Below are 16,763 nucleotides of genomic sequence, written 5' to 3' on the forward strand. Positions count from 1 at the left end.
CCTCACCTCCCATCGTCGTGCGCTCCGCTCAAGGCCAGTTCGCTGAAATGCGGTCCGAGCCGCTTGCGCAGGGTCGCCAGCCCCCGCGCGCCCTGGCTCTTCACGTTCCCGGTGCTGCAGCCCAGCGTCGCGGCCGTCTCCTCGACGCTGAGATCTTCGAAGTAGCGCAGGACGAGCACGGCGCGCTGCTTCGGGGCGATGCCGGACAGGGCATGCCTGACCAGCATCTCCTGTTCCGTGCCGCTCGCTTCGCTCGGGACGTCGGGAAGAGCGTCCGTGAGCTTCTCGCGTTTGCGCCAGACACGCCGATGCTCGGAGAGGAACGTCCGCAGCACGATCTTGCGCGCGTAGCCGTCGAGCGCGTCGTGCCGGGAGAGCCTCGGCCAAGCCAGGTACAGCTTCAGCAGCGCGGCCTGGGTGATGTCCTCGGCCTGATGCCAGTCCCCGCACAGGAGGTACGCGGTGGCACGCAGGCTGTGCGCGCGCTCGTCGAAATACCGGGCGAACTCGCCGTCCCACGGCGAGCCCGTCCCGGTTTTCGACGAGCGGCTCGACGACACCTAGTTACCGGCTCCTTCGACGACGGCGGGGAGGTGCAGATCCCCGGTCGGCCCGGCGGGAACGGCCTTGGGCACGCGGTGCTCGCCCGGCTTCACGACGGCGGGGCGGGTCGTCCGGGGAGCGGGCTCCGGACGCGGCGGGGCGGTGGTGGCGCGGGGCGGTTCCGCGGGCCGCGTGGTGGTGGGCGCCGCGGTCGGCGGCTGGGGCGCCTGAGTGGCCGTCGGCGACGGCGCGCTCTGATCGGCCGACGCCAGCGACGTGGTCGCGAAGGCGGCGCCGCCCGCCAGCAGCAGCGCGCCGAGAGTGAGAGCGATACGAGTACGCAAGAGTGTCTCCTCGATCCGGGCGCCGCTCATTGGCCGCGGCGCCTTACGTCGTTAGACATGCGTCCCGCCTCGCTACCGGTTGCATCGAGTTTTCGAAAGTCTCGCGACGCCGTCCCCCAAGGGCGCTCCGCGCAACCAGCACGAACGGCCGGAGACCACAGGGGTCTCCGGCCGCCCGGTTCCATGGAAGTACTTCAGCTCGCGAGGGCGGACAGCTTCGTCCACTCTTCCCAGGAGTAGGTCCAGTCGCTGTAGTCGCGCGCCCGGTTGATCTTCACCGTGCTGCCCTCGATCTCGACGGGGTCCCCGACCAGTGCGCCGTCCATGTACGCCTTGGCGTTCGCCGGCGCCAGGTTCACGCAACCGTGCGAGATGTTCTTCTTGCCCTGCGCCCAGATCGAAGGCGCGTAGCCGTGGATGAACTCGCCGTTGGTCGAGAACCGCACCGCTGACGGCACGACGATGTTCTCGTAGTCGTAGCGCTCGTTGGTCATCGAATACGTGTCGTGCTTGGACATCACCACGTGCGTGCCGCTCGGCGTGACACGGCCCGGGTCGGCGTCGAGGCCGTAGCTGGCCGGGTAGTCCGCGATCTGCTGCCCGTCGCGGATCACCACGAGCCGGTGGGTCTGGGTGTTGCCCTTGACGATCTGCGAGCGGCCGATCGTGAAGCTCGCCGAACGGTCTTCCTTGCCGTACACGCCTTCGCCGATCTTGACGCCGTAGATCTTGGCGTTGAACTTCACCGTGGTGCCGGGCTGCCAGTAGGCCTTCGGCCGCCAGTGCACCGAGGTGTCGTCGTGGACCCAGGCCCAGGAACCCTCGGTCTTGGGTGTGGTCTCGACCGACAGCGCCTTCTCGACCGAGGCCTTGTCGGTGACCTTGCTCGGGAACGTCAGCGTGATCGGCATGGCGACGCCGTAGGTCTGCCCGTCGAAGACGTTGATGTTCGCGCCCACCTGCTTGCGCGGTTTGACCGTGGTGAAGGCGCCGCCGATCTCGACGGGTTTGCCGTCGGTGCCGGTGGCCTTGCCGGACCACGTGTAGGACTTGCCGTAGCCGAGCTGCTCGGTGGTGGACCAGCTCTTCTTGTCCTCGGACGGCTGCCCCGCGACCTGCTTGCCGTCCGGATTGGTCAGCACGACCTGGTCTAGCGTGCCGTCGGCGACGCTGACCTTGATGGGCTGCCCCGGCGCGACGTCCTGCGCGCCCGCGGCGGGCTCGTACGTCAGCTTGGCGGGCGCGGGCGCCTTGCCGCCGGTGTCGCTGCTGACCGGCCCGCCGCCGTCCGGCCCGCTGGCCGACACAGTCGGCTCGCTGCTGCACGCCCCCAGCGTCAGAACGGCCACCAACCCCAGTGCCGCGATCGCCGCCCGGCGGCGCGCGGTTTCCGTGAACCTCAAAGCTTCCCCTTTGCTCCCCTGTACACCGACCATGACGTCCGGACAGCCCCGTAAGTTGATCCCACCGAGAGTGATGCGAGTCACAATCGGGTGGATCGTAGTTCACGATCGGGGCATGGCCGACTTCGGTCCGTGTCCGGCGATGAGCTGAGGTCGGCGTGCGGCGACAGGCTAGCGAGGGGGTCCGACAGAAGCCGGATCGGTATACGACGTTCCGGTGACCTTGGTACTTGGGGGTGCCCAGAGTCCGATCACGGGCTTCAAATATGGCCAGATCCCGGTACGCTGCCATCAGGCCGTCGTTTTGCGTGTTCGTGGCTTCACACTCGCGGAACTTCTGACGCGAGCCATGAGCCGGTGACGCGCTCTTCGCTCGACTCGTTGGAACCGCCCGGGACGGTCTGGGTGTCGCTTCGGAGGCACTCGAAGCGGATGTGCAACGAGGAGTAAAGCGGTGGCGCAAGGCACTGTGAAGTGGTTCAACGCGGAGAAGGGCTTCGGCTTCATCGCGCAGGATGGCGGCGAGGGCGACGTCTTCGTTCACTACTCGGAGATCGAGGGTCGCGGTTTCCGCACGCTCGAGGAGAACCAGCGAGTGGAGTTCGAGGTCGGTCAGGGCCAGAAGGGCCCGCAGGCCCAGAAGGTTCGCGCGATCTGAGTCCGCCCTTCAGGCGTTGCTCAGACTGATCGGAAAAGCCCCCGGCGATCTCGCCGGGGGCTTTTCCCTTGCCGCTCAAGCTTCTTCTGTTGTGCTGTTCCGTTCCGGGGCGACGGTCAGCGGGGGACGGGCTGCTCCCACGCGTTGGCGTCGAAGCGGAATTCGTCGGTGTGGGCTTCTTCGTGGCGGCGCTGCTGGGCCGAGTTGGCCTGCGACTCCCACGAAAGGCGTTCGAGGATCCATTCCTGCGCCAGCGCCTGCGGCGACAGGTTGCGCTCGGCGGCGGCGTCCTTGAGCTGTTCGCAGGCGATGAGGTTCATCCGCAGCTGGAACACCTGCGCCTCGCCGAAACGCTTGCCGGTGCCGGTGCTTTCCGGGTCGTTCTCCGGGGCGAGGGCACGAAGGTAGCTGGTGAGCTCCGTGTCTTCGACGACCGCTTCGGCCTCCTTGGAGGGGGAGTTGCGGTGACGACCGGGGTTGACCGGCTTCAGGTTCGTGCGGCTGCCGCTACGACGGCTCAGGGAAGGAAGGGGCACCGGGCCACGATAACGGTTCGGTCTCGGCAAACCAACCACAGTGAGCCACGACACACCGATTCTTTTGTCTCGAATGGCCCAACCCCGACAGGAAAACCTTTTCCCGTGATCACAACCCGCGACTGGAAGAGGAAAGACCAACGGGACCGGGCCTGGGCCGCCAACCGCCACCTGAAGGAACCTGGGGTCTGGGGGTGGCCCCCAGAAAACGGAGCGACCCCCGCGCCAGGGGGAGGAACGCGGGGGTCGGAGGGGATCTCCACAGGCGCTGACCGGGGGTGTGTCAGCAAATCGATTGTTGCACGGTTTCCTGAGAAGGGCGAGTGGGCGCGGGCAGAATTCCGGTCGGGGCGCCACCTCTGGTTCGCCTGTGGTTCATGTGGCGCGGGTGTGCGCGTGATCGCTCTGCGTTGTGCGGAGCGTGGCGACAGGTTCACTCTCCGGGGGGCTGTGTGTCGCGGCCGGCTCTGGCTAGCCTCGCGGCCAAGCTGTTCGTTGGCCGTCTGGAGGAACCATGGGTGGGTCTGTGGAAGTGCGACAGTTCCTCCTTCGGTACGAAGGTGCCGATGGGGGAAGCTCGACGACGTTGGCCGGTGGTCTGCCGGCGCAGCGCACGGGTCAGGGGGATGCCCAGCGGGTGTCCGACGACCAGGTGCGGCGTGCCCGGCTGGCGGTGGCCAACGGGGCGCTGGGTGTCGATGACTGCGTCCAGTTGCTGGACATGCTGGGGTTGACGCTGGACGAGGACGGGCAGGCGCCCGTCCAGCGCTGAGTTCGTTCGTTCACGCTGCATTCGTCAAAGAAGGCCCGGTCGCGCGGGGTGTGCCGCGCGGCCGGGCCTTCGTTTTGTCCTCGACGCCCGTCCGCCGGTTGTGTAACACTGTTATCAAACAACTGGCGGGAAGGTGTGACGACATGGCCGACGACGCGGCGATCGCGGTGGCGCGGGAGATCCGGGGTCCGGTGCAGGTGCTGGGCGGGAAGTTCATGACCTCTCCGGAGCTCGCCGAGGTCGAGGCGGAGGTGGGACTGTCGCCGCGGACGCTTTATTTGCGTGGCCGGTCCGCGGTGCTGGGCGACCCGCCGCCGAAGGTGGTCGCGGAGCTGTTCGGGATCTTCCCGTCTTGGCTCTTCGAGTACGCCCTCCCGCCCGCGACAGCGGCGCTCGACGCGGCCTCCGCGGTCCGCGCCTACTCGCGGTCATCGGCCAACTGGGCACGCGTCAACCTTTCGGGTGTCGGTGAGCCCGGCCGTCCGGCGGAGCTGCTGTTCCGTCTCGTGGACGCCGCGGACGCGAGCGGTCTCGCGTTGTTCGCCGGCTGGCAACGCGCCGGACGTCCGTCGGACGACGTCGAGCGGCTGGCGTTCGCGCTCATGGTCTTCCGCGAGTTCCGCGGCGGCATCCACTTCGCGGCCCTTCGTGCGGTGGGGCTGACGGTGCCCGAGGCGGTCGTCGCGGATCCGGAAGGCGGCCGTGGTCGTCTCCTGCGCACCGCGTGGTCCGAGGAGGCGGCCGACGGGCTGATCGCCGCGGCGGAGGCGAAGGACGATCTGCGGCAACGGTGGCGGCATGCCGAGGACCTGACCGATCGGCGCGTGGCCGAGCTTCTCGCCGTCACTCTCACGGGCGACGAGCGGGAGGAGCTTCGGCGGCGTCTCGGAGCCCTCGAGGACGCCTCGGCCCTGATATCCTGAACTCGCCGCGTTCTCGCAGGTCCCAGCCCTGTGAACAACTAGAGGACCCCCTGTGCGGGAGCGGAAATGGGGGTGTCCTATAGTTATGTTCGCTCCCGGGGACACCGGAGAGCGCGGGTCGGTCGGTTCGCCGAAACCGAACCGGGCTCCCATCGTCCAGCGGCCTAGGACTCCGCCCTTTCAAGGCGGCAACGCGGGTTCGAATCCCGTTGGGAGTACGCAGTACAGTTACAAAGCAGTATGCAAGGCCCTGTGGCGCAGTTGGTTAGCGCGTCGCCCTGTCACGGCGAAGGTCGCGGGTTCGAGTCCCGTCAGGGTCGCAAGATCGTTCGGCTCCTCGCCGGCGTTCCCGGCCAGGTAGCTCAGTTGGTACGAGCGTCCGCCTGAAAAGCGGAAGGTCGCCGGTTCGACCCCGGCCCTGGCCACCGCTCAACGAACCGCCTCGATCAGCATCGAGGCGGTTTTTTCATGTCCGGGGCCGATTGCACAGCAGTGCGCGGTGGCGTCCGATATCGCAGGAGTATCGGGCGCCACCGCGCACTGGCGGTGTCTACTTGCCGGTCTGCTGCTTGATCCAGTCGGTGAACGCGGTCACGTCGGTGTAGATCCCCGGCATTTCCGGGCAGCTGGCGGTCTGACCGCGGCTGGTGGCGCCGACCAGCGTCCACTTGTCGCCGTTCTTGACCACGGCGGGGCCGCCCGAGTCGCCGTAGCAGGCGCTCGCCTTGCCACCCTGGTTGTCCATGCAGAGCTCGCTCTGCGCGTCGTACGCGCCGGAGCCGGAGCAGCCGGAGTCTTCGGCGATCTTGGTGTCGAGCTGCTGGAGCACCACCGGTGCCTCACCGCAGCCGCGCGTGGGGCAGGTCAGCCCCCAGCCGATCTCCCGCACGTCGGTGCCGGCCGACGGCGACTGGCCGATCTCGATCGGCGCCGCTTCCGCCGGCTTGGTCAGGTGCACGAGGGCGATGTCGTACGGGCCGGAGCCGTCGTACTTCTCGTGGACCACGAACTTGTCCACCTCGGCGACCTCGCCGCCCTTGGTGTGGTCGGTGGTGTTGATGCGGTACTGCCAGTTCGACGGCTGCTCACCCTCGACGCAGTGCGCGGCGGTCACCAGCCACTCCGGGCTGATCAGTGACGCGCCACAGTTGTGGTCGCCGCTCTTGGTCTGCATGGACGCCATGAAGCTGTAGGTTTCGGTCGCGTCCACCCCGCCCACGATCAGCGGCTGTACGCCCGAGGGGGGTTCGGCGGCGGCAGCAGGCATCGCCAACCCGAGCACGGCGGCCGCGCCGGTCAGCAGACCGGCGACGAGGGTACGAGTCCTCATCTGCTTTCTCCTTCCAGGCCGGTGTGTTTCACCGGCTCACTCCGGAAGGGTGGCCAATCGTCACTCGTTCGTGAAAGTGACGAAAGTCGGTGGCCGTTGCCAGTTACCAGTTGGCAGACCTTGACTTCGAGTTAGGTGGAGGTGTCAATCTCGGGGCATGACAATCGCACCTGAGCAGGTCGACGAATGGACCGTCGGCACCCTCGACCTCGACGCGTACCTCGGCCGGATCGGTCAGAAGCGCGAGACGCCCTCCGCCGCCGCGTTGCGTGAGCTGGCGAAGGCGCACGTCCTCGCCGTCCCGTTCGAGAACGTCGACGTCGTTTTGGGGCAGCACAAGGGAATCGCGCTCGAAGACGTGATCGGCAAACTCGTCGGCCGTCATCGCGGTGGCTATTGCTACGAGCACGGAAGCCTTTTCGCCGCGGCCGCCGAGCAGCTCGGCTACCCCGTGCGCCGCCTGGTCGCCCGTGTACAGCCGCAGAAGAACGGGCCGTACACGCATATGACGCTCGCGGTCGAGGCGGACGGCGTCCAGCACCTGGTCGACGTCGGCTTCGGCGCCGGGATGCTGGTGCCGATGCCACTGGTCGACGGCGCGGTAGTGGATCAGGCGGGCTGGCCGCACCGGCTCGTCGCCGACGGCGACTGGTGGCGCCTGCAGAAGAAGGAGGGCGACGACTGGACCGACCTGCACGCCTTCACGCTCACGCCGATGCACCGGATCGACTACGAGGTCTACCACCACTACACGTCGACGCATCCGCGGTCGCCGTTCACCGGGCAGCTGGTGGTCATGCGCCTGGAGGAAGGGCTCAGCCGCAAATTGGTCGGCGAAGAGTTCATCGTCGAACGCCCGGACGGGACCAAGGAGACCACCACGATCCCGCCCGAGCGGCTCGACGCGACACTGCGCGAGCTGGACGTCGTCCTGACCGAGGACGAGCTCGCGAAACTGCTGACGATCTACCCGGGCTGAAGGCTCAGAGCTCGAACTCGGTGCGCTTGTCCTCGGGGACGAGGTCCTCGTACTCGCGGTGCTTCGCGATGAAGGAACGCACGTACGGGCAGTAGGGCAGGACGGACCTGCCCTGCGACCGGACGTCGTCGAGCGCGGCGGTCACGAGTTTGCCCGCCAGGCCCTGGCCCGCGAAGTCGTCCGAGATTTCGGTGTGCAGGAACAGGATCGCGTCGGCACGCGTGCGGGTTTCCAGGAACCCGGCGGGTTTCCCGTCCACGACGATGTCGTAGCGGTCTTCTCCGGCTTTGATCTCGACACTCATCCAGCTGCTCCGAAAAGTTCGTCCGGCGGCGCGGGGCGACCGAGGTGGAAGCCCTGCGCCTGATCACAACGCAGCTCACGGAGAACCGCGAGCTGCTCTTCGTCTTCGACACCTTCGGCGACGACGATCAGGTCGACGGCGTGCGCCATCGCGACGATGCTCTTGACGATCGCGGCCGCGTCACGCGATTCCGCGATGCCGGTCACGAAGGTGCGGTCGATCTTGAGCGTATCCAACGGGAGCCGTTGCAGCTGGGCGAGCGACGAGTAGCCGGTGCCGAAATCGTCGATCGCCAGTGAGACACCGAGATCGCGCAACGACGTCAGCACTTCGGCGGCCGCGGCCTGATCCCGCATCAGCGCGCTCTCGGTGACTTCGAGGGTCAGCGCGTGCGGCGGGAGCCCGGTGGTCTTCAGCGCGTCCTGCACCCCGGCCACCAGATGCGGGTCGTCCAGCTGCCTGGCCGACAGGTTGACCTTGAGATTCAGGTCGATGCCGAGCTGCTCGCGCCGCCTGGCGATCTCGCGGGTGGTCGTGCGCAGGACGTATTTGCCGATCAGATTGATCAGGTCGCTTTCCTCGGCCAGCGGGATGAATTCGGCGGGCGAGATCGTGCCGTGCGCGGGATGTTTCCAGCGCAGCAACGCTTCCACCGCGACCATCTCGCCGGATTCGATGTCCACGACCGGCTGATACGCCGTCCAGAGTTCCTCGTTCTGCAGGGCGTCGCGCAGGTCCTGCTCCATGCGCAGCCGCCGCTGCATCCGCTCGCGCAGCTCGACGTCGAAGAACTCGTAACGTGCCCGGCCGAGCGTTTTCGCTTGGTACATCGCGACATCCGCGTCGCGCAGCAGATCTTCGGCGGTCCGGGTGTCGTCGTTGGCCGCGGTGACGATGCCGATACTGGCGTCGATGTGCAGCTGCCTGCCGTTGACGGTGATCGGCTCGGTCAGCGCCTCGCGCAGATGTTCCGCCAGCGCCTTGATCTCTTCCGGTTCGGTGATCTCCGCGGTGACGACGACGAATTCGTCGCCACCGAGCCTGCCGACGAGATCGTTTTCGCCGATGCCCCGGCGCAGGCGTTCACCCGCGATGCGGAGCACTTTGTCGCCGACGGAATGCCCGAGGGAATCGTTGATCACCTTGAACTTGTCGAGGTCGATGAACAGCAGCGTGGTCAGCTCGGCGCGGCCCGCGCCGGACAACGCCTCGGCGAGACTGTCCAGGACCAGCGTCCGGTTCGCGAGTTCGGTGAGCGGATCGTGCGTCGCCTCGTGGGCGAGCCGCTCGCCGATGGCGCGGCGTTCGGTGATGTCGGTGAACGAGGCGACCACCGCCTGGGCCGACGGGTCTTCCGGGGTCAGCAGCCGCGACGTCAGCGAAATCCAGACGTCGTCGCCCGCCGGCCTCCGCAGCCGCAGCACGAGGCCGGTCAGCGTGGCCCCGGTACGCCGGGTCACCACCGACGGCATCCGGGCGGGCGGGATGCGGCCCTGTTCGTCGTACAGCTCCAGCGTCACGCACGGGACACCGATGAGGTCGTCGTGGCCGACGCCGATGATCCGGCAGGCCGCGGGGTTGGCCGATTCGATGAGCCCGCCGGGGCCGATCACGACCACGCCTTCGTCGAGGGACGCGACCACCGTGCTGTAGTGCTGCTCGGCCCGTCGCCGGGCCGTTTCGTCGGCGCAGACCAGGACGAAACCGTCGTTCATCTCCGCGGCCGAGATGCGGATGGCAAGTGTCGAGCCGTTGCGGTGACGGTGGGTCGCCTGTATGACGCCGCCTCTGCGCAGCACCGTTTCCGGGTCGAGCGCGGCACCGACGAGATCGCTCACCGTGCGGCCGATCGCCTCGCCGGCGGTCCAGCCGTAGACGTTCTCGGCGGCGGGGTTCCAGCTGGTCACCACGCCGCTGCCGCTGGTCGCGATGATCGCGTCGCTGACATGGCTGATCAGCGCGGCCTGGTAGCGCAGCGTCGCTTCGGCGGCCTTCTGCGCGCTGATGTCGCGCATGATGACCTGGAACGCGGGCCTGCCTTCCCAGGTCGTGCGCACCGAAATGCTCTGGACCAGGTACTTCGTGCCGTCGAGGCGGAGCATGACGGTGTCGGCGGGAGCGGTCGACGCGCCCTGGCGGTGCAGCGACGCGATCCTGTCGAGCAGGGCCGGGAGCGACTCGTCGGCGACGAAGTCCATGATCGGCCGTCCGATCAGCTCCGCGGTCGAGGACGCACCGAGCGCGGTGAGGGCGGCCCGGTTCACGTAGGTGACAACGCCGGCTTCGTGGACACACACCGCGTCCGGGCTGAGTTCCACCAAAAGCCGGTAACGGTCAGTGAGATCTTCGAGGGCTTGCCGGTTCTCGCGGACGTCGGTCACGTCGGTGGCGATGCCGAGCAGCCCCGACGAGCCGTTGTCGCCGCCGATGGTGCGGGCGCGCAGGCGGACCCAGCGGATCTCGCCCGCCGGGTTCCGGAACGACTGCTCGAGTTCGAACTCGCGCCAAGGCGGGGAGGTGCGGGTGCCGGTGGTCAGCGGGGCCACCAGATCGGCGAGCCTGGACTCGATCTCGGCTTCGGTCAACGTGCCGCCGCCCAGCAGGTTCTCCAGTCCGGGCAGCCAGGACAGGGTCTCCGCCTCGAAGTCGTACGACCAGATGGCGGCGTGGTCGCCCGCGAGGCCGAGATCGCCGAGCGGCTCGTTTCCGAGCGGCGCGCCTGCCGGACGACCGGAATTCCCGGCCCCTGGCACGGCGAGGGCGTCAGCCTCCATGATCCGTCCGAACCCCCTCTTCCGGTGCTGGCACCGTCGATTACACCACCCGCGGAGGGCGCTGTATACGCGAGCCGAAGGCGGGCCACCGCTGATATGCGCGGGAGCAGATGAATACACGCTGTGTGACTGGCCTACGCTGGCGTGTTCCATCGGGTGAATAATTTTTGGTTAACTTCACCCATTCGGCGGTGAGTTGCGGTAAAACTACTCCTCGCTCGTTCCCGGTGCGAAAGGTTTCAGCTGGTGGATGACGACGACGTTTCGGTCGCCGACCTGCTTATTCGCGAGGGCTGGGACGACCACGAGGAGTCACGGGCAAAGTCACGCTGGAGAGTTATCGCGGTGGTGATCGCCGTGGTCGTCGCCTGCGGCGCGGCCGCTGTTCTCGTCGGGTTCGATTCCGATCCCGAACAGAATGCGGCGCCGAACCCGATCAGCGTCATCGAGATGCCGAAGCGGCCTTCGGAAAACGGGGGAGCCGACGCGACTTCGGCCGTCCCGTCCACCGAGACGGTCGAGACCGGTGACGGTGGGACATCGACGCGGCCCAGCAGGACGACGTCCAGCCGCCGCACGTCGAGTTCGGCGGCGCGGACGTCCGACTCTCCGGACCCGACCACGCCGACGTCGTCGAACGGGCCCGCGGATCCGCCGCAGACCACCGGGTCCACGGTCGTTCCGCAGCCGCCCAACCCGACCCCGCCGCCGCCCTCGACGACGCCGACCGAAGAGTGCAACCTGTGGCCGAAATGGCTCTTCTGTTAGGGCGCCCGCAGTAGGTCCGGCTCCCGGCGTTTGCCGAGGTGGTTGAACAGCAGGTTGAGGGTGAAGGCGACGATCGCGGCGACCGTGATCGGGCTGCCGCAGATGGTCTGCAACCACGCCGGGAAATGCTGGAAGAAGATCGAATTCCCGAACCGGTTCGTGGCGAACGCGGGCAGCAGCCCGACCCCGAGCGACACCGCGACGATGAAGGTGTTGTGGTTGCCGGAGAACTCCACCTTCTTCAGGTTCTGCACGCCGACCGCGGCGACCATCGCGAACATCACCACCGCGACCGCCCCGATCACCGGCTCCGGCACGGCCGCGACGAAGGCGCCGACCTTCGGCACCAGGCCCATCAGCACGAGCAGACCGCCCGCCATCGCGACCACCCACCGGCTCCGCACGCCGGTCATCTGAACGAGACCGACGTTCTGCGCGAAAGCCGTGTCCGGGAACGAGTTCATCGCGCCGCCGAGGATGGCCGAGAGACCATCGGTGGCGAGACCGCGCGCGAGGTCGGAGTCCGTCGCCGGGCGTCCGGTGATCTCGCCGACGGCGACCAGGTCCGCGGTGGATTCGGTGTAGGTCACCAGCATCACGACGCACATCGAGAGCACGGCCGCGATCGGGAACGTCGGCGGGCCGAAGTGGAACGGCGACGCGAGACCGAACCAATCGGCGCCGGCGATCCCCTCGAAGCTCACCAGGCCCATCGGGATCGCCGCGACCAGGCCGATCAGCAACGCGAGCAGCGGGCCGATCTGGCTCGCGAACCCGCGCAGTACCCGGGTGAACAGGACGATCACCGCGATCACACCGAACGCGAGCGCGATGTTGGCCGGTTTCGCGTAATCCGGCGATCCGGTGTCGTGGCCGGCGATCAGGCCGACGCCCGGGCCGATGAGTGAGATGCCGATGACCATGAGCAGCGTGCCCGAAACCAGCGGCGGGAAGAATCGGATCATCTTCGCGAACGGCTTCGCGATGAGCAGGCCGAACACACCCGAGGCGATCATCGCGCCGTAGACGGCCTGCATGCCGTACTGGGACGCGATCATGATCATCGGGTTGACCACGGTGAACGTCGCGCCCGCCACCACCGGCAGCCGGATGCCGAAGATCCGCCCGATCCCGACCGCCTGTATCAGCGTCGCTATCCCAGCGACCAGCAGATCCGCGTTGACCAGCAACGCGATCGTCGCCGCGTCCAGTTTCAGCGCGCTTCCGACGACGAGCGGGACGGCCACGGAACCCGCGTACATGATCGTCATGTGCTGGAGGCCGAGCAAGGTCAGCTTCGGCAGCGGCGGGCGGGCGTCCACCGGGTGGACCTCGGGACGGCTCATGGGCATGACCGTAGCGCCGCGTGAGGATCACGTGTCGAAAAGGCCGGAGCTGTGTTGAATGGGATCGGGCACAACGGAAGGAGCGCCGATGGAGACCGTCCTCGTCGTAGGGGCCGGGCAGAGCGGGTTCGGAGTGGCGACCTCGCTGCGCGACAAGGGGTTCGGCGGGCGGGTGGTGCTGATCGGTGACGAACCCGGCCTGCCGTACCAGCGGCCTCCGTTGTCGAAGGGGTATCTCGCCGGGACCGCCGGCGACGCCCAGCTGCGGCTGCGGCCCGAGGACTTCTTCGCGGAGAAGAACATCGAGCTGATCCCGGGCCGCGTCGCGTCGGTGGATCGCGACGGGTCGAAGGTGGTGCTCGAGGACGGGAGCGCTCACGAGTACGACCATCTGGTGCTGGCGACGGGCTCGGTCAACCGGGTGTTGCCGGTACCCGGGTCCACTTTGGATGGTGTGTTCACCTTGCGCACCAAGGACGAGGCCGATGTCCTGCGCGCCGCGCTGGAGAGCGCGGAGAACGTGGTCGTGGTCGGGGGCGGGTTCATCGGGCTGGAGTTCGCCGCGCACGCCGGGCGGCCCGTGACGATCGTCGAGGCCCAGGACAGGCTGATGGCCCGTGTCGCGACTCCGGAGGTCTCGGCGTACTTCGCCGCTCTGCACGAGGACGCCGGCCACACGATCCTGCTCGGCAAGGGTGTCGCCGCGCTGCGCGGCGAGGGCCGCGTGACCGAGGTGGAACTGAGCGACGGCAGCCTGCTGCCCGCCGATCTGGTGCTGGTCGGGGTCGGGGTGGAGCCGCGGACGCGGCTCGCCGAAGGGGCCGGGCTGGCCGTGGCGAACGGTGTCGTCGTCGACGAGCATCTGCGGACGAGCGACCCGAAGATCTCGGCGGTCGGGGACTGCGCGAACTTCCCGTGTGTCCAAGCGGGTACGGCGACGCGGCTGGAGTCGGTGCAGAACGCCGTCGACCAGGCGAGGGCGGTGGCGGCGGTCATCGCCGGCGAACCCGCGCCCTACGACAGTCTGCCTTGGTTCTGGACCGATCAGCTCGGCGCGAAACTGCAGATCGCCGGGATCCTGACCGGGGCGGAGAAGACCGTCGTGACCGGGGACAGGGAGGGCGGGAAGTTCTCGGTGCTGTCGTTCCGCGACGGCGTGCTCGCCGGGGTCGAATCGGTGAACCGGCCGCCGGACCATATCGCCGCGCGACGGCTGTTCGCCGCGGATCCGGCGCCGCGGTTCGAGACGCTGGAGGCCAACGGCTTCGACCTCAAGGCGACCTTTGCGTCAACCCGTGGTTGACGATTGAGGATCGTCAACCTAAAGTTGACGGCATGACGAATCCAGTTCGGCTCGACGACCTCATCTCCCACATCAAGCAGCAGCATCCCGACGGCGACGTGCTCGGCCAGCTGTCCGACGCGGTCTTCCTCGGCGAGCACCTCGGTGAAGTGGCCGACCACCTGATCGGCCACTTCGTCGACCAGGCGCGGCGGTCCGGCGCGTCCTGGACCGAAATCGGCAAGAACATGGGGGTGTCCAAGCAGGCGGCACAAAAGCGTTTTGTCGACTCCAGTGGCTCGTCGCTGGAAGACCTGGTGAAGGTGTTCAGCCGCTACACGGATCGGGCGCGGCACGTCGTCGTCGCGTCGCGGGACGCCGCGGTCTCGGCGAAGAGCCCGCAGATCGAGCCCGTGCACCTCGTCCTCGGGCTGCTCTCCGAACCGGCGGCCCTCGCCGCCGGGGCGATCGTGGCGCAGAAGGTGACTCTCGAAGCCGTCCGCGAGGCCGCGGAGGCGAAGCTGCCGGAGCCCGCCGCCGAACCGGTGGAGGCGGCGAAGATGGCGTTCGGCGCGCAGGCCAAGAAGGCGCTGGAACTGACCATGCGGGAGTCGCTGCGGCTCGGGCACAACTACATCGGCACCGAGCACATCCTGTTGGCCCTGTTCGAACTCGGCGACGACCTGCTCGTTGACCTCGGTCTCACGAAGGAGAGCACCGAAGCGGTGATCCTGCGGGCTCTGACGGAGATCGTCGCGGCGCGCGGGGAGGCATGAAAGCGTCCTTCACCGCTCCATCCATGCCCCCGCCGCCGCCCTCAACTGAGGCGCTGCGCGCCGGCCTGAATTCCAGCGGTGAAGGACGCCTTTCCTCCGGTCAGGCGGGGGATTCCGGGCGGCCGTCGGCGGCCCAGGCGGTGTGGAACGAACCCTCACGGTCGACGCGACGGTACGTGTGGGCACCGAAGTAGTCCCGCTGCCCCTGCACCAGCGCCGCGGGGAGCCGCTCCGCGCGCAGACCGTCGTAGTAGGCCAACGCGGTCGAGAAGCCCGGTGTCGGGATGCCGAGCCGCACCGCCGTGGAGATCACCGAACGCCAGGAGTCCTGGGCGTCCTCGACGGCCTTGCGGAAGCCGCCCGAAGTCAGCAGCGTGGGCAGCGCGGGCTCTTCGGCGTACGCGGCCGTGATGTCGTTCAGGAACTTCGCGCGGATGATGCAGCCGCCGCGCCAGATGGACGCGACCTTGCCGAGGTCGATGTCCCAGCCGTATTCGGCACCGCCCGCCTGGATCTGGTTGAAGCCCTGGGCATACGCCACCACCTTCGACGCGTACAACGCCTGCTCGACGTCGTCCGCGAAAGTGTCCAAAGCGGACCCGGTGAGCGGTGCGCGCGAGGGACCGCCGAGACCGCGAGAGGCCTCGCGCAGGTTCGACGAACCGGACAGCGAGCGCGCGAAGACGGCTTCGGCGATGCCGCTGATCGGCACGCCGAGGTCCAGTCCGATTTGGACGGTCCAGCGGCCGGTGCCCTTCTGCTCGGCCTGGTCCGCCACGATGTCGACGAACGGTTTGCCGGACGCGGCGTCGGTGTGGGCCAGCACCTGCGAGGTGATCTCGATCAGGTACGAATCCAGCCGCCCCGAGTTCCAGGTGCGGAAGACCTCGGCGATCTCGGCGGGGGAGTAGCCGCCCGCGCCGCGCAGGAGGTCGAACGATTCGGCGATCAACTGCATGTCGGCGTACTCGATGCCGTTGTGCACCATCTTCACGAAATGCCCGGCGCCGTCCGCGCCGACGTGCGTGCAGCACGGCTCGCCGTCGACCTTCGCCGAGATGTCCTCGAACAGCGGCCCGAGCGACTGGTACGACTCTTTCGAACCGCCCGGCATGATGCTCGGCCCGTGCAGCGCGCCCTCCTCGCCGCCGGACACGCCGGTGCCGACGAAGTGGATGCCCTTCTCGCGCAGCGCGGCCTCGCGGCGCCGGGTGTCCGCGAAATGCGCGTTGCCCGCGTCGACGATCACGTCGCCCTTCTCGAGGAGCGGCACGAACTCGTCGATCACGGCGTCCGTCGGCGCGCCTGCCTTGACCATGATCACGACCTGACGCGGCCGCTCCAGCGCGTCGACGAAGTCCTGCGCCGAATACGCCGGGATGAAGTCGCCTTCGTCGCCGAACTGCTCGACCAGTTCCTTCGTCCGCTGCTCGGAGCGATTGTGCAGGGCCACCGTGTGCCCGTGCCTCGCGAGGTTCCTGGCCAGGTTGCGGCCCATGACCGCCAGGCCGGTGACCCCGATGCTCGCCTTCTTGCTCATCCGCACCCTTCCGCTTCGATTCCCGTGCCGAGCCTATCCCCGTCGAGGGATACGGCGCCGGGACGAGACGGGATCAACCGGGAGTTGTCCACAACCGAGCCTGCCTGTGGACAACTCGGCTCACGCGGCCCGACGCGGCTTGCGCGGCGGTACGCTGGGATCGGGGTCGCCCCCCAGGGACGGGTGGGGGCTGCGTATGGGGGCTTGGGCGGGATTTTGGGTGTCTTGAAGGGGGCCTTTGGGACGCTGGATGTCTCGAAGGGGGCCTTCGGGACGTGTGGGCTGCGGCGGGTCGGGGCGGGGCGGGGTGTTCCCAATGTCGCATTTGGGACGCTGAGGGTCTCTGATGCGACATTGGGGACGGCGCGAAGCGAGCGAGAGTGCGAAGGCCGCGAGCCCGGGCTTTCGGACGTCTTGAACGCCCCTTCCTGACGTCCGGGGCGCTGGAGAGGTGTTGCGAAAGCCACTTTCGCAACCTTCAACGT

At 68.0% G+C, this 16,763-nt stretch carries 16 protein-coding genes and 3 tRNA genes; 10 read left to right on the plus strand and 9 right to left on the minus strand.

Translation table 11 applies throughout. From position 1 onward, the window contains the following. Positions 1 to 2: 2 nt before the first annotated feature. The 3 genes from ACFWIW_RS34045 to ACFWIW_RS34055 all read right to left on the minus strand — a co-directional run bounded on the left by ACFWIW_RS34045 (position 3) and on the right by ACFWIW_RS34055 (position 2,323). Positions 3 to 560 (minus strand): SigE family RNA polymerase sigma factor, encoded by a 558-nt coding sequence (locus ACFWIW_RS34045; protein WP_378372234.1) that lies wholly within the window; start codon positions 558 to 560, stop codon positions 3 to 5. Then, positions 561 to 917 (minus strand): hypothetical protein, encoded by a 357-nt coding sequence (locus tag ACFWIW_RS34050; protein WP_378372235.1) that lies wholly within the window; start codon positions 915 to 917, stop codon positions 561 to 563. Between the two features lie 164 nt (positions 918 to 1,081). After that, entirely contained in the window at positions 1,082 to 2,323 is a 1,242-nt protein-coding gene (locus ACFWIW_RS34055) for an Ig-like domain-containing protein (protein ID WP_378372236.1), read from the minus strand. 421 nt (positions 2,324 to 2,744) lie between these two features. Here ACFWIW_RS34055 and ACFWIW_RS34060 point away from each other — a divergent pair, with 421 nt between their 5' ends. After that, positions 2,745 to 2,948: a cold-shock protein gene (locus ACFWIW_RS34060; protein ID WP_003097368.1), complete on the plus strand. Its 204-nt coding sequence runs from the start codon at positions 2,745 to 2,747 to the stop codon at positions 2,946 to 2,948. A gap of 116 nt (positions 2,949 to 3,064) precedes the next feature. Here ACFWIW_RS34060 and ACFWIW_RS34065 read toward each other — a convergent pair whose 3' ends face one another. Beyond that, positions 3,065 to 3,484, minus strand: coding sequence for a hypothetical protein (locus tag ACFWIW_RS34065; RefSeq protein WP_378372237.1), 420 nt, complete (start codon positions 3,482 to 3,484; stop codon positions 3,065 to 3,067). 514 nt (positions 3,485 to 3,998) lie between these two features. On the opposite strand from ACFWIW_RS34065, the gene ACFWIW_RS34070 reads away from it, so the two are divergent. From ACFWIW_RS34070 to ACFWIW_RS34090, 5 genes are all read left to right on the plus strand, one after another. Then, positions 3,999 to 4,256 carry a hypothetical protein gene (locus ACFWIW_RS34070; RefSeq protein WP_020633070.1) on the plus strand — a complete coding sequence of 86 codons (258 nt, stop codon included), beginning with the start codon at positions 3,999 to 4,001 and terminating at the stop codon, positions 4,254 to 4,256. A gap of 143 nt (positions 4,257 to 4,399) precedes the next feature. Next, positions 4,400 to 5,179 (plus strand): hypothetical protein, encoded by a 780-nt coding sequence (locus ACFWIW_RS34075; RefSeq protein ID WP_378372238.1) that lies wholly within the window; start codon positions 4,400 to 4,402, stop codon positions 5,177 to 5,179. Positions 5,180 to 5,324: 145 nt separating this feature from the next. Beyond that, a tRNA-Glu gene (locus ACFWIW_RS34080) sits at positions 5,325 to 5,397 on the plus strand. Between the two features lie 28 nt (positions 5,398 to 5,425). Further along, positions 5,426 to 5,499: transfer RNA gene (locus ACFWIW_RS34085), tRNA-Asp, on the plus strand. A 31-nt stretch (positions 5,500 to 5,530) separates the two neighbouring features. Next, positions 5,531 to 5,604 (plus strand) — tRNA-Phe (locus tag ACFWIW_RS34090). 125 nt (positions 5,605 to 5,729) lie between these two features. Here ACFWIW_RS34090 and ACFWIW_RS34095 read toward each other — a convergent pair. Further along, on the minus strand, positions 5,730 to 6,509 hold the full coding sequence (locus ACFWIW_RS34095; RefSeq protein ID WP_378372239.1) for a S1 family peptidase: 780 nt from the start codon (positions 6,507 to 6,509) through the stop codon (positions 5,730 to 5,732). A gap of 157 nt (positions 6,510 to 6,666) precedes the next feature. Between ACFWIW_RS34095 and ACFWIW_RS34100 the strand changes: the two genes are divergently transcribed. Then, on the plus strand, positions 6,667 to 7,488 hold the full coding sequence (locus ACFWIW_RS34100) for an arylamine N-acetyltransferase (protein ID WP_378372240.1): 822 nt from the start codon (positions 6,667 to 6,669) through the stop codon (positions 7,486 to 7,488). A gap of 4 nt (positions 7,489 to 7,492) precedes the next feature. Here the strand turns inward: ACFWIW_RS34100 and ACFWIW_RS34105 are convergent, their stop codons facing one another. Continuing rightward, complete coding sequence (locus tag ACFWIW_RS34105) at positions 7,493 to 7,792, minus strand: GNAT family N-acetyltransferase (RefSeq protein WP_378372241.1); 300 nt, start codon at positions 7,790 to 7,792, stop codon at positions 7,493 to 7,495. Further along, positions 7,789 to 10,566, minus strand: a complete 2,778-nt coding sequence (locus ACFWIW_RS34110; protein ID WP_378372242.1) for an EAL domain-containing protein — start codon at positions 10,564 to 10,566, stop codon at positions 7,789 to 7,791. Before ACFWIW_RS34110 ends, ACFWIW_RS34105 begins: the two co-directional genes overlap by 4 nt. A gap of 246 nt (positions 10,567 to 10,812) precedes the next feature. Between ACFWIW_RS34110 and ACFWIW_RS34115 the strand changes: the two genes are divergently transcribed. Beyond that, complete coding sequence (locus ACFWIW_RS34115; protein WP_378372243.1) at positions 10,813 to 11,334, plus strand: serine/threonine protein kinase; 522 nt, start codon at positions 10,813 to 10,815, stop codon at positions 11,332 to 11,334. Here ACFWIW_RS34115 and ACFWIW_RS34120 read toward each other — a convergent pair. Continuing rightward, positions 11,331 to 12,680: a nucleobase:cation symporter-2 family protein gene (locus tag ACFWIW_RS34120; protein ID WP_378372244.1), complete on the minus strand. Its 1,350-nt coding sequence runs from the start codon at positions 12,678 to 12,680 to the stop codon at positions 11,331 to 11,333. The genes ACFWIW_RS34115 and ACFWIW_RS34120 overlap by 4 nt on opposite strands. Before the next feature lie 88 nt (positions 12,681 to 12,768). Between ACFWIW_RS34120 and ACFWIW_RS34125 the strand changes: the two genes are divergently transcribed. Both ACFWIW_RS34125 and ACFWIW_RS34130 read left to right on the plus strand, forming a co-directional pair. Then, the gene (locus ACFWIW_RS34125) at positions 12,769 to 13,983 is read left to right on the plus strand and encodes an NAD(P)/FAD-dependent oxidoreductase (RefSeq protein ID WP_378372245.1); all 1,215 of its coding nucleotides are present in this window, start codon (positions 12,769 to 12,771) and stop codon (positions 13,981 to 13,983) included. 32 nt (positions 13,984 to 14,015) lie between these two features. After that, positions 14,016 to 14,738, plus strand: coding sequence for a Clp protease N-terminal domain-containing protein (locus ACFWIW_RS34130; RefSeq protein WP_378372246.1), 723 nt, complete (start codon positions 14,016 to 14,018; stop codon positions 14,736 to 14,738). Positions 14,739 to 14,838: 100 nt separating this feature from the next. Here ACFWIW_RS34130 and gndA read toward each other — a convergent pair whose 3' ends face one another. Continuing rightward, the gene (gene gndA / locus ACFWIW_RS34135) at positions 14,839 to 16,278 is read right to left on the minus strand and encodes an NADP-dependent phosphogluconate dehydrogenase (RefSeq protein WP_038520275.1); all 1,440 of its coding nucleotides are present in this window, start codon (positions 16,276 to 16,278) and stop codon (positions 14,839 to 14,841) included. Between the last annotated feature and the right edge of the window lie 485 nt (positions 16,279 to 16,763).

It is taken from the genome of Amycolatopsis sp. NPDC058340 (assembly GCF_042723975.1).
In the GTDB taxonomy this organism is placed as follows: Bacteria; Actinomycetota; Actinomycetes; order Mycobacteriales; family Pseudonocardiaceae; genus Amycolatopsis.

Coding starts and splice junctions, on each gene's coding strand:
- ACFWIW_RS34070 (WP_020633070.1), top strand. CDS start 3,999: ATGGGTGGGTCTGTGGAAGTGCGACAGTTCCTCCTTCGGTACGAAGGT.
- ACFWIW_RS34100 (WP_378372240.1), top strand. CDS start 6,667: ATGACAATCGCACCTGAGCAGGTCGACGAATGGACCGTCGGCACCCTC.
- ACFWIW_RS34055 (WP_378372236.1), bottom strand. CDS start 2,323: ATGGTCGGTGTACAGGGGAGCAAAGGGGAAGCTTTGAGGTTCACGGAA.
- ACFWIW_RS34095 (WP_378372239.1), bottom strand. CDS start 6,509: ATGAGGACTCGTACCCTCGTCGCCGGTCTGCTGACCGGCGCGGCCGCC.
- ACFWIW_RS34125 (WP_378372245.1), top strand. CDS start 12,769: ATGGAGACCGTCCTCGTCGTAGGGGCCGGGCAGAGCGGGTTCGGAGTG.
- ACFWIW_RS34105 (WP_378372241.1), bottom strand. CDS start 7,792: ATGAGTGTCGAGATCAAAGCCGGAGAAGACCGCTACGACATCGTCGTG.
- ACFWIW_RS34120 (WP_378372244.1), bottom strand. CDS start 12,680: ATGAGCCGTCCCGAGGTCCACCCGGTGGACGCCCGCCCGCCGCTGCCG.
- gndA (WP_038520275.1), bottom strand. CDS start 16,278: ATGAGCAAGAAGGCGAGCATCGGGGTCACCGGCCTGGCGGTCATGGGC.
- ACFWIW_RS34110 (WP_378372242.1), bottom strand. CDS start 10,566: ATGGAGGCTGACGCCCTCGCCGTGCCAGGGGCCGGGAATTCCGGTCGT.
- ACFWIW_RS34050 (WP_378372235.1), bottom strand. CDS start 917: ATGAGCGGCGCCCGGATCGAGGAGACACTCTTGCGTACTCGTATCGCT.
- ACFWIW_RS34130 (WP_378372246.1), top strand. CDS start 14,016: ATGACGAATCCAGTTCGGCTCGACGACCTCATCTCCCACATCAAGCAG.
- ACFWIW_RS34075 (WP_378372238.1), top strand. CDS start 4,400: ATGGCCGACGACGCGGCGATCGCGGTGGCGCGGGAGATCCGGGGTCCG.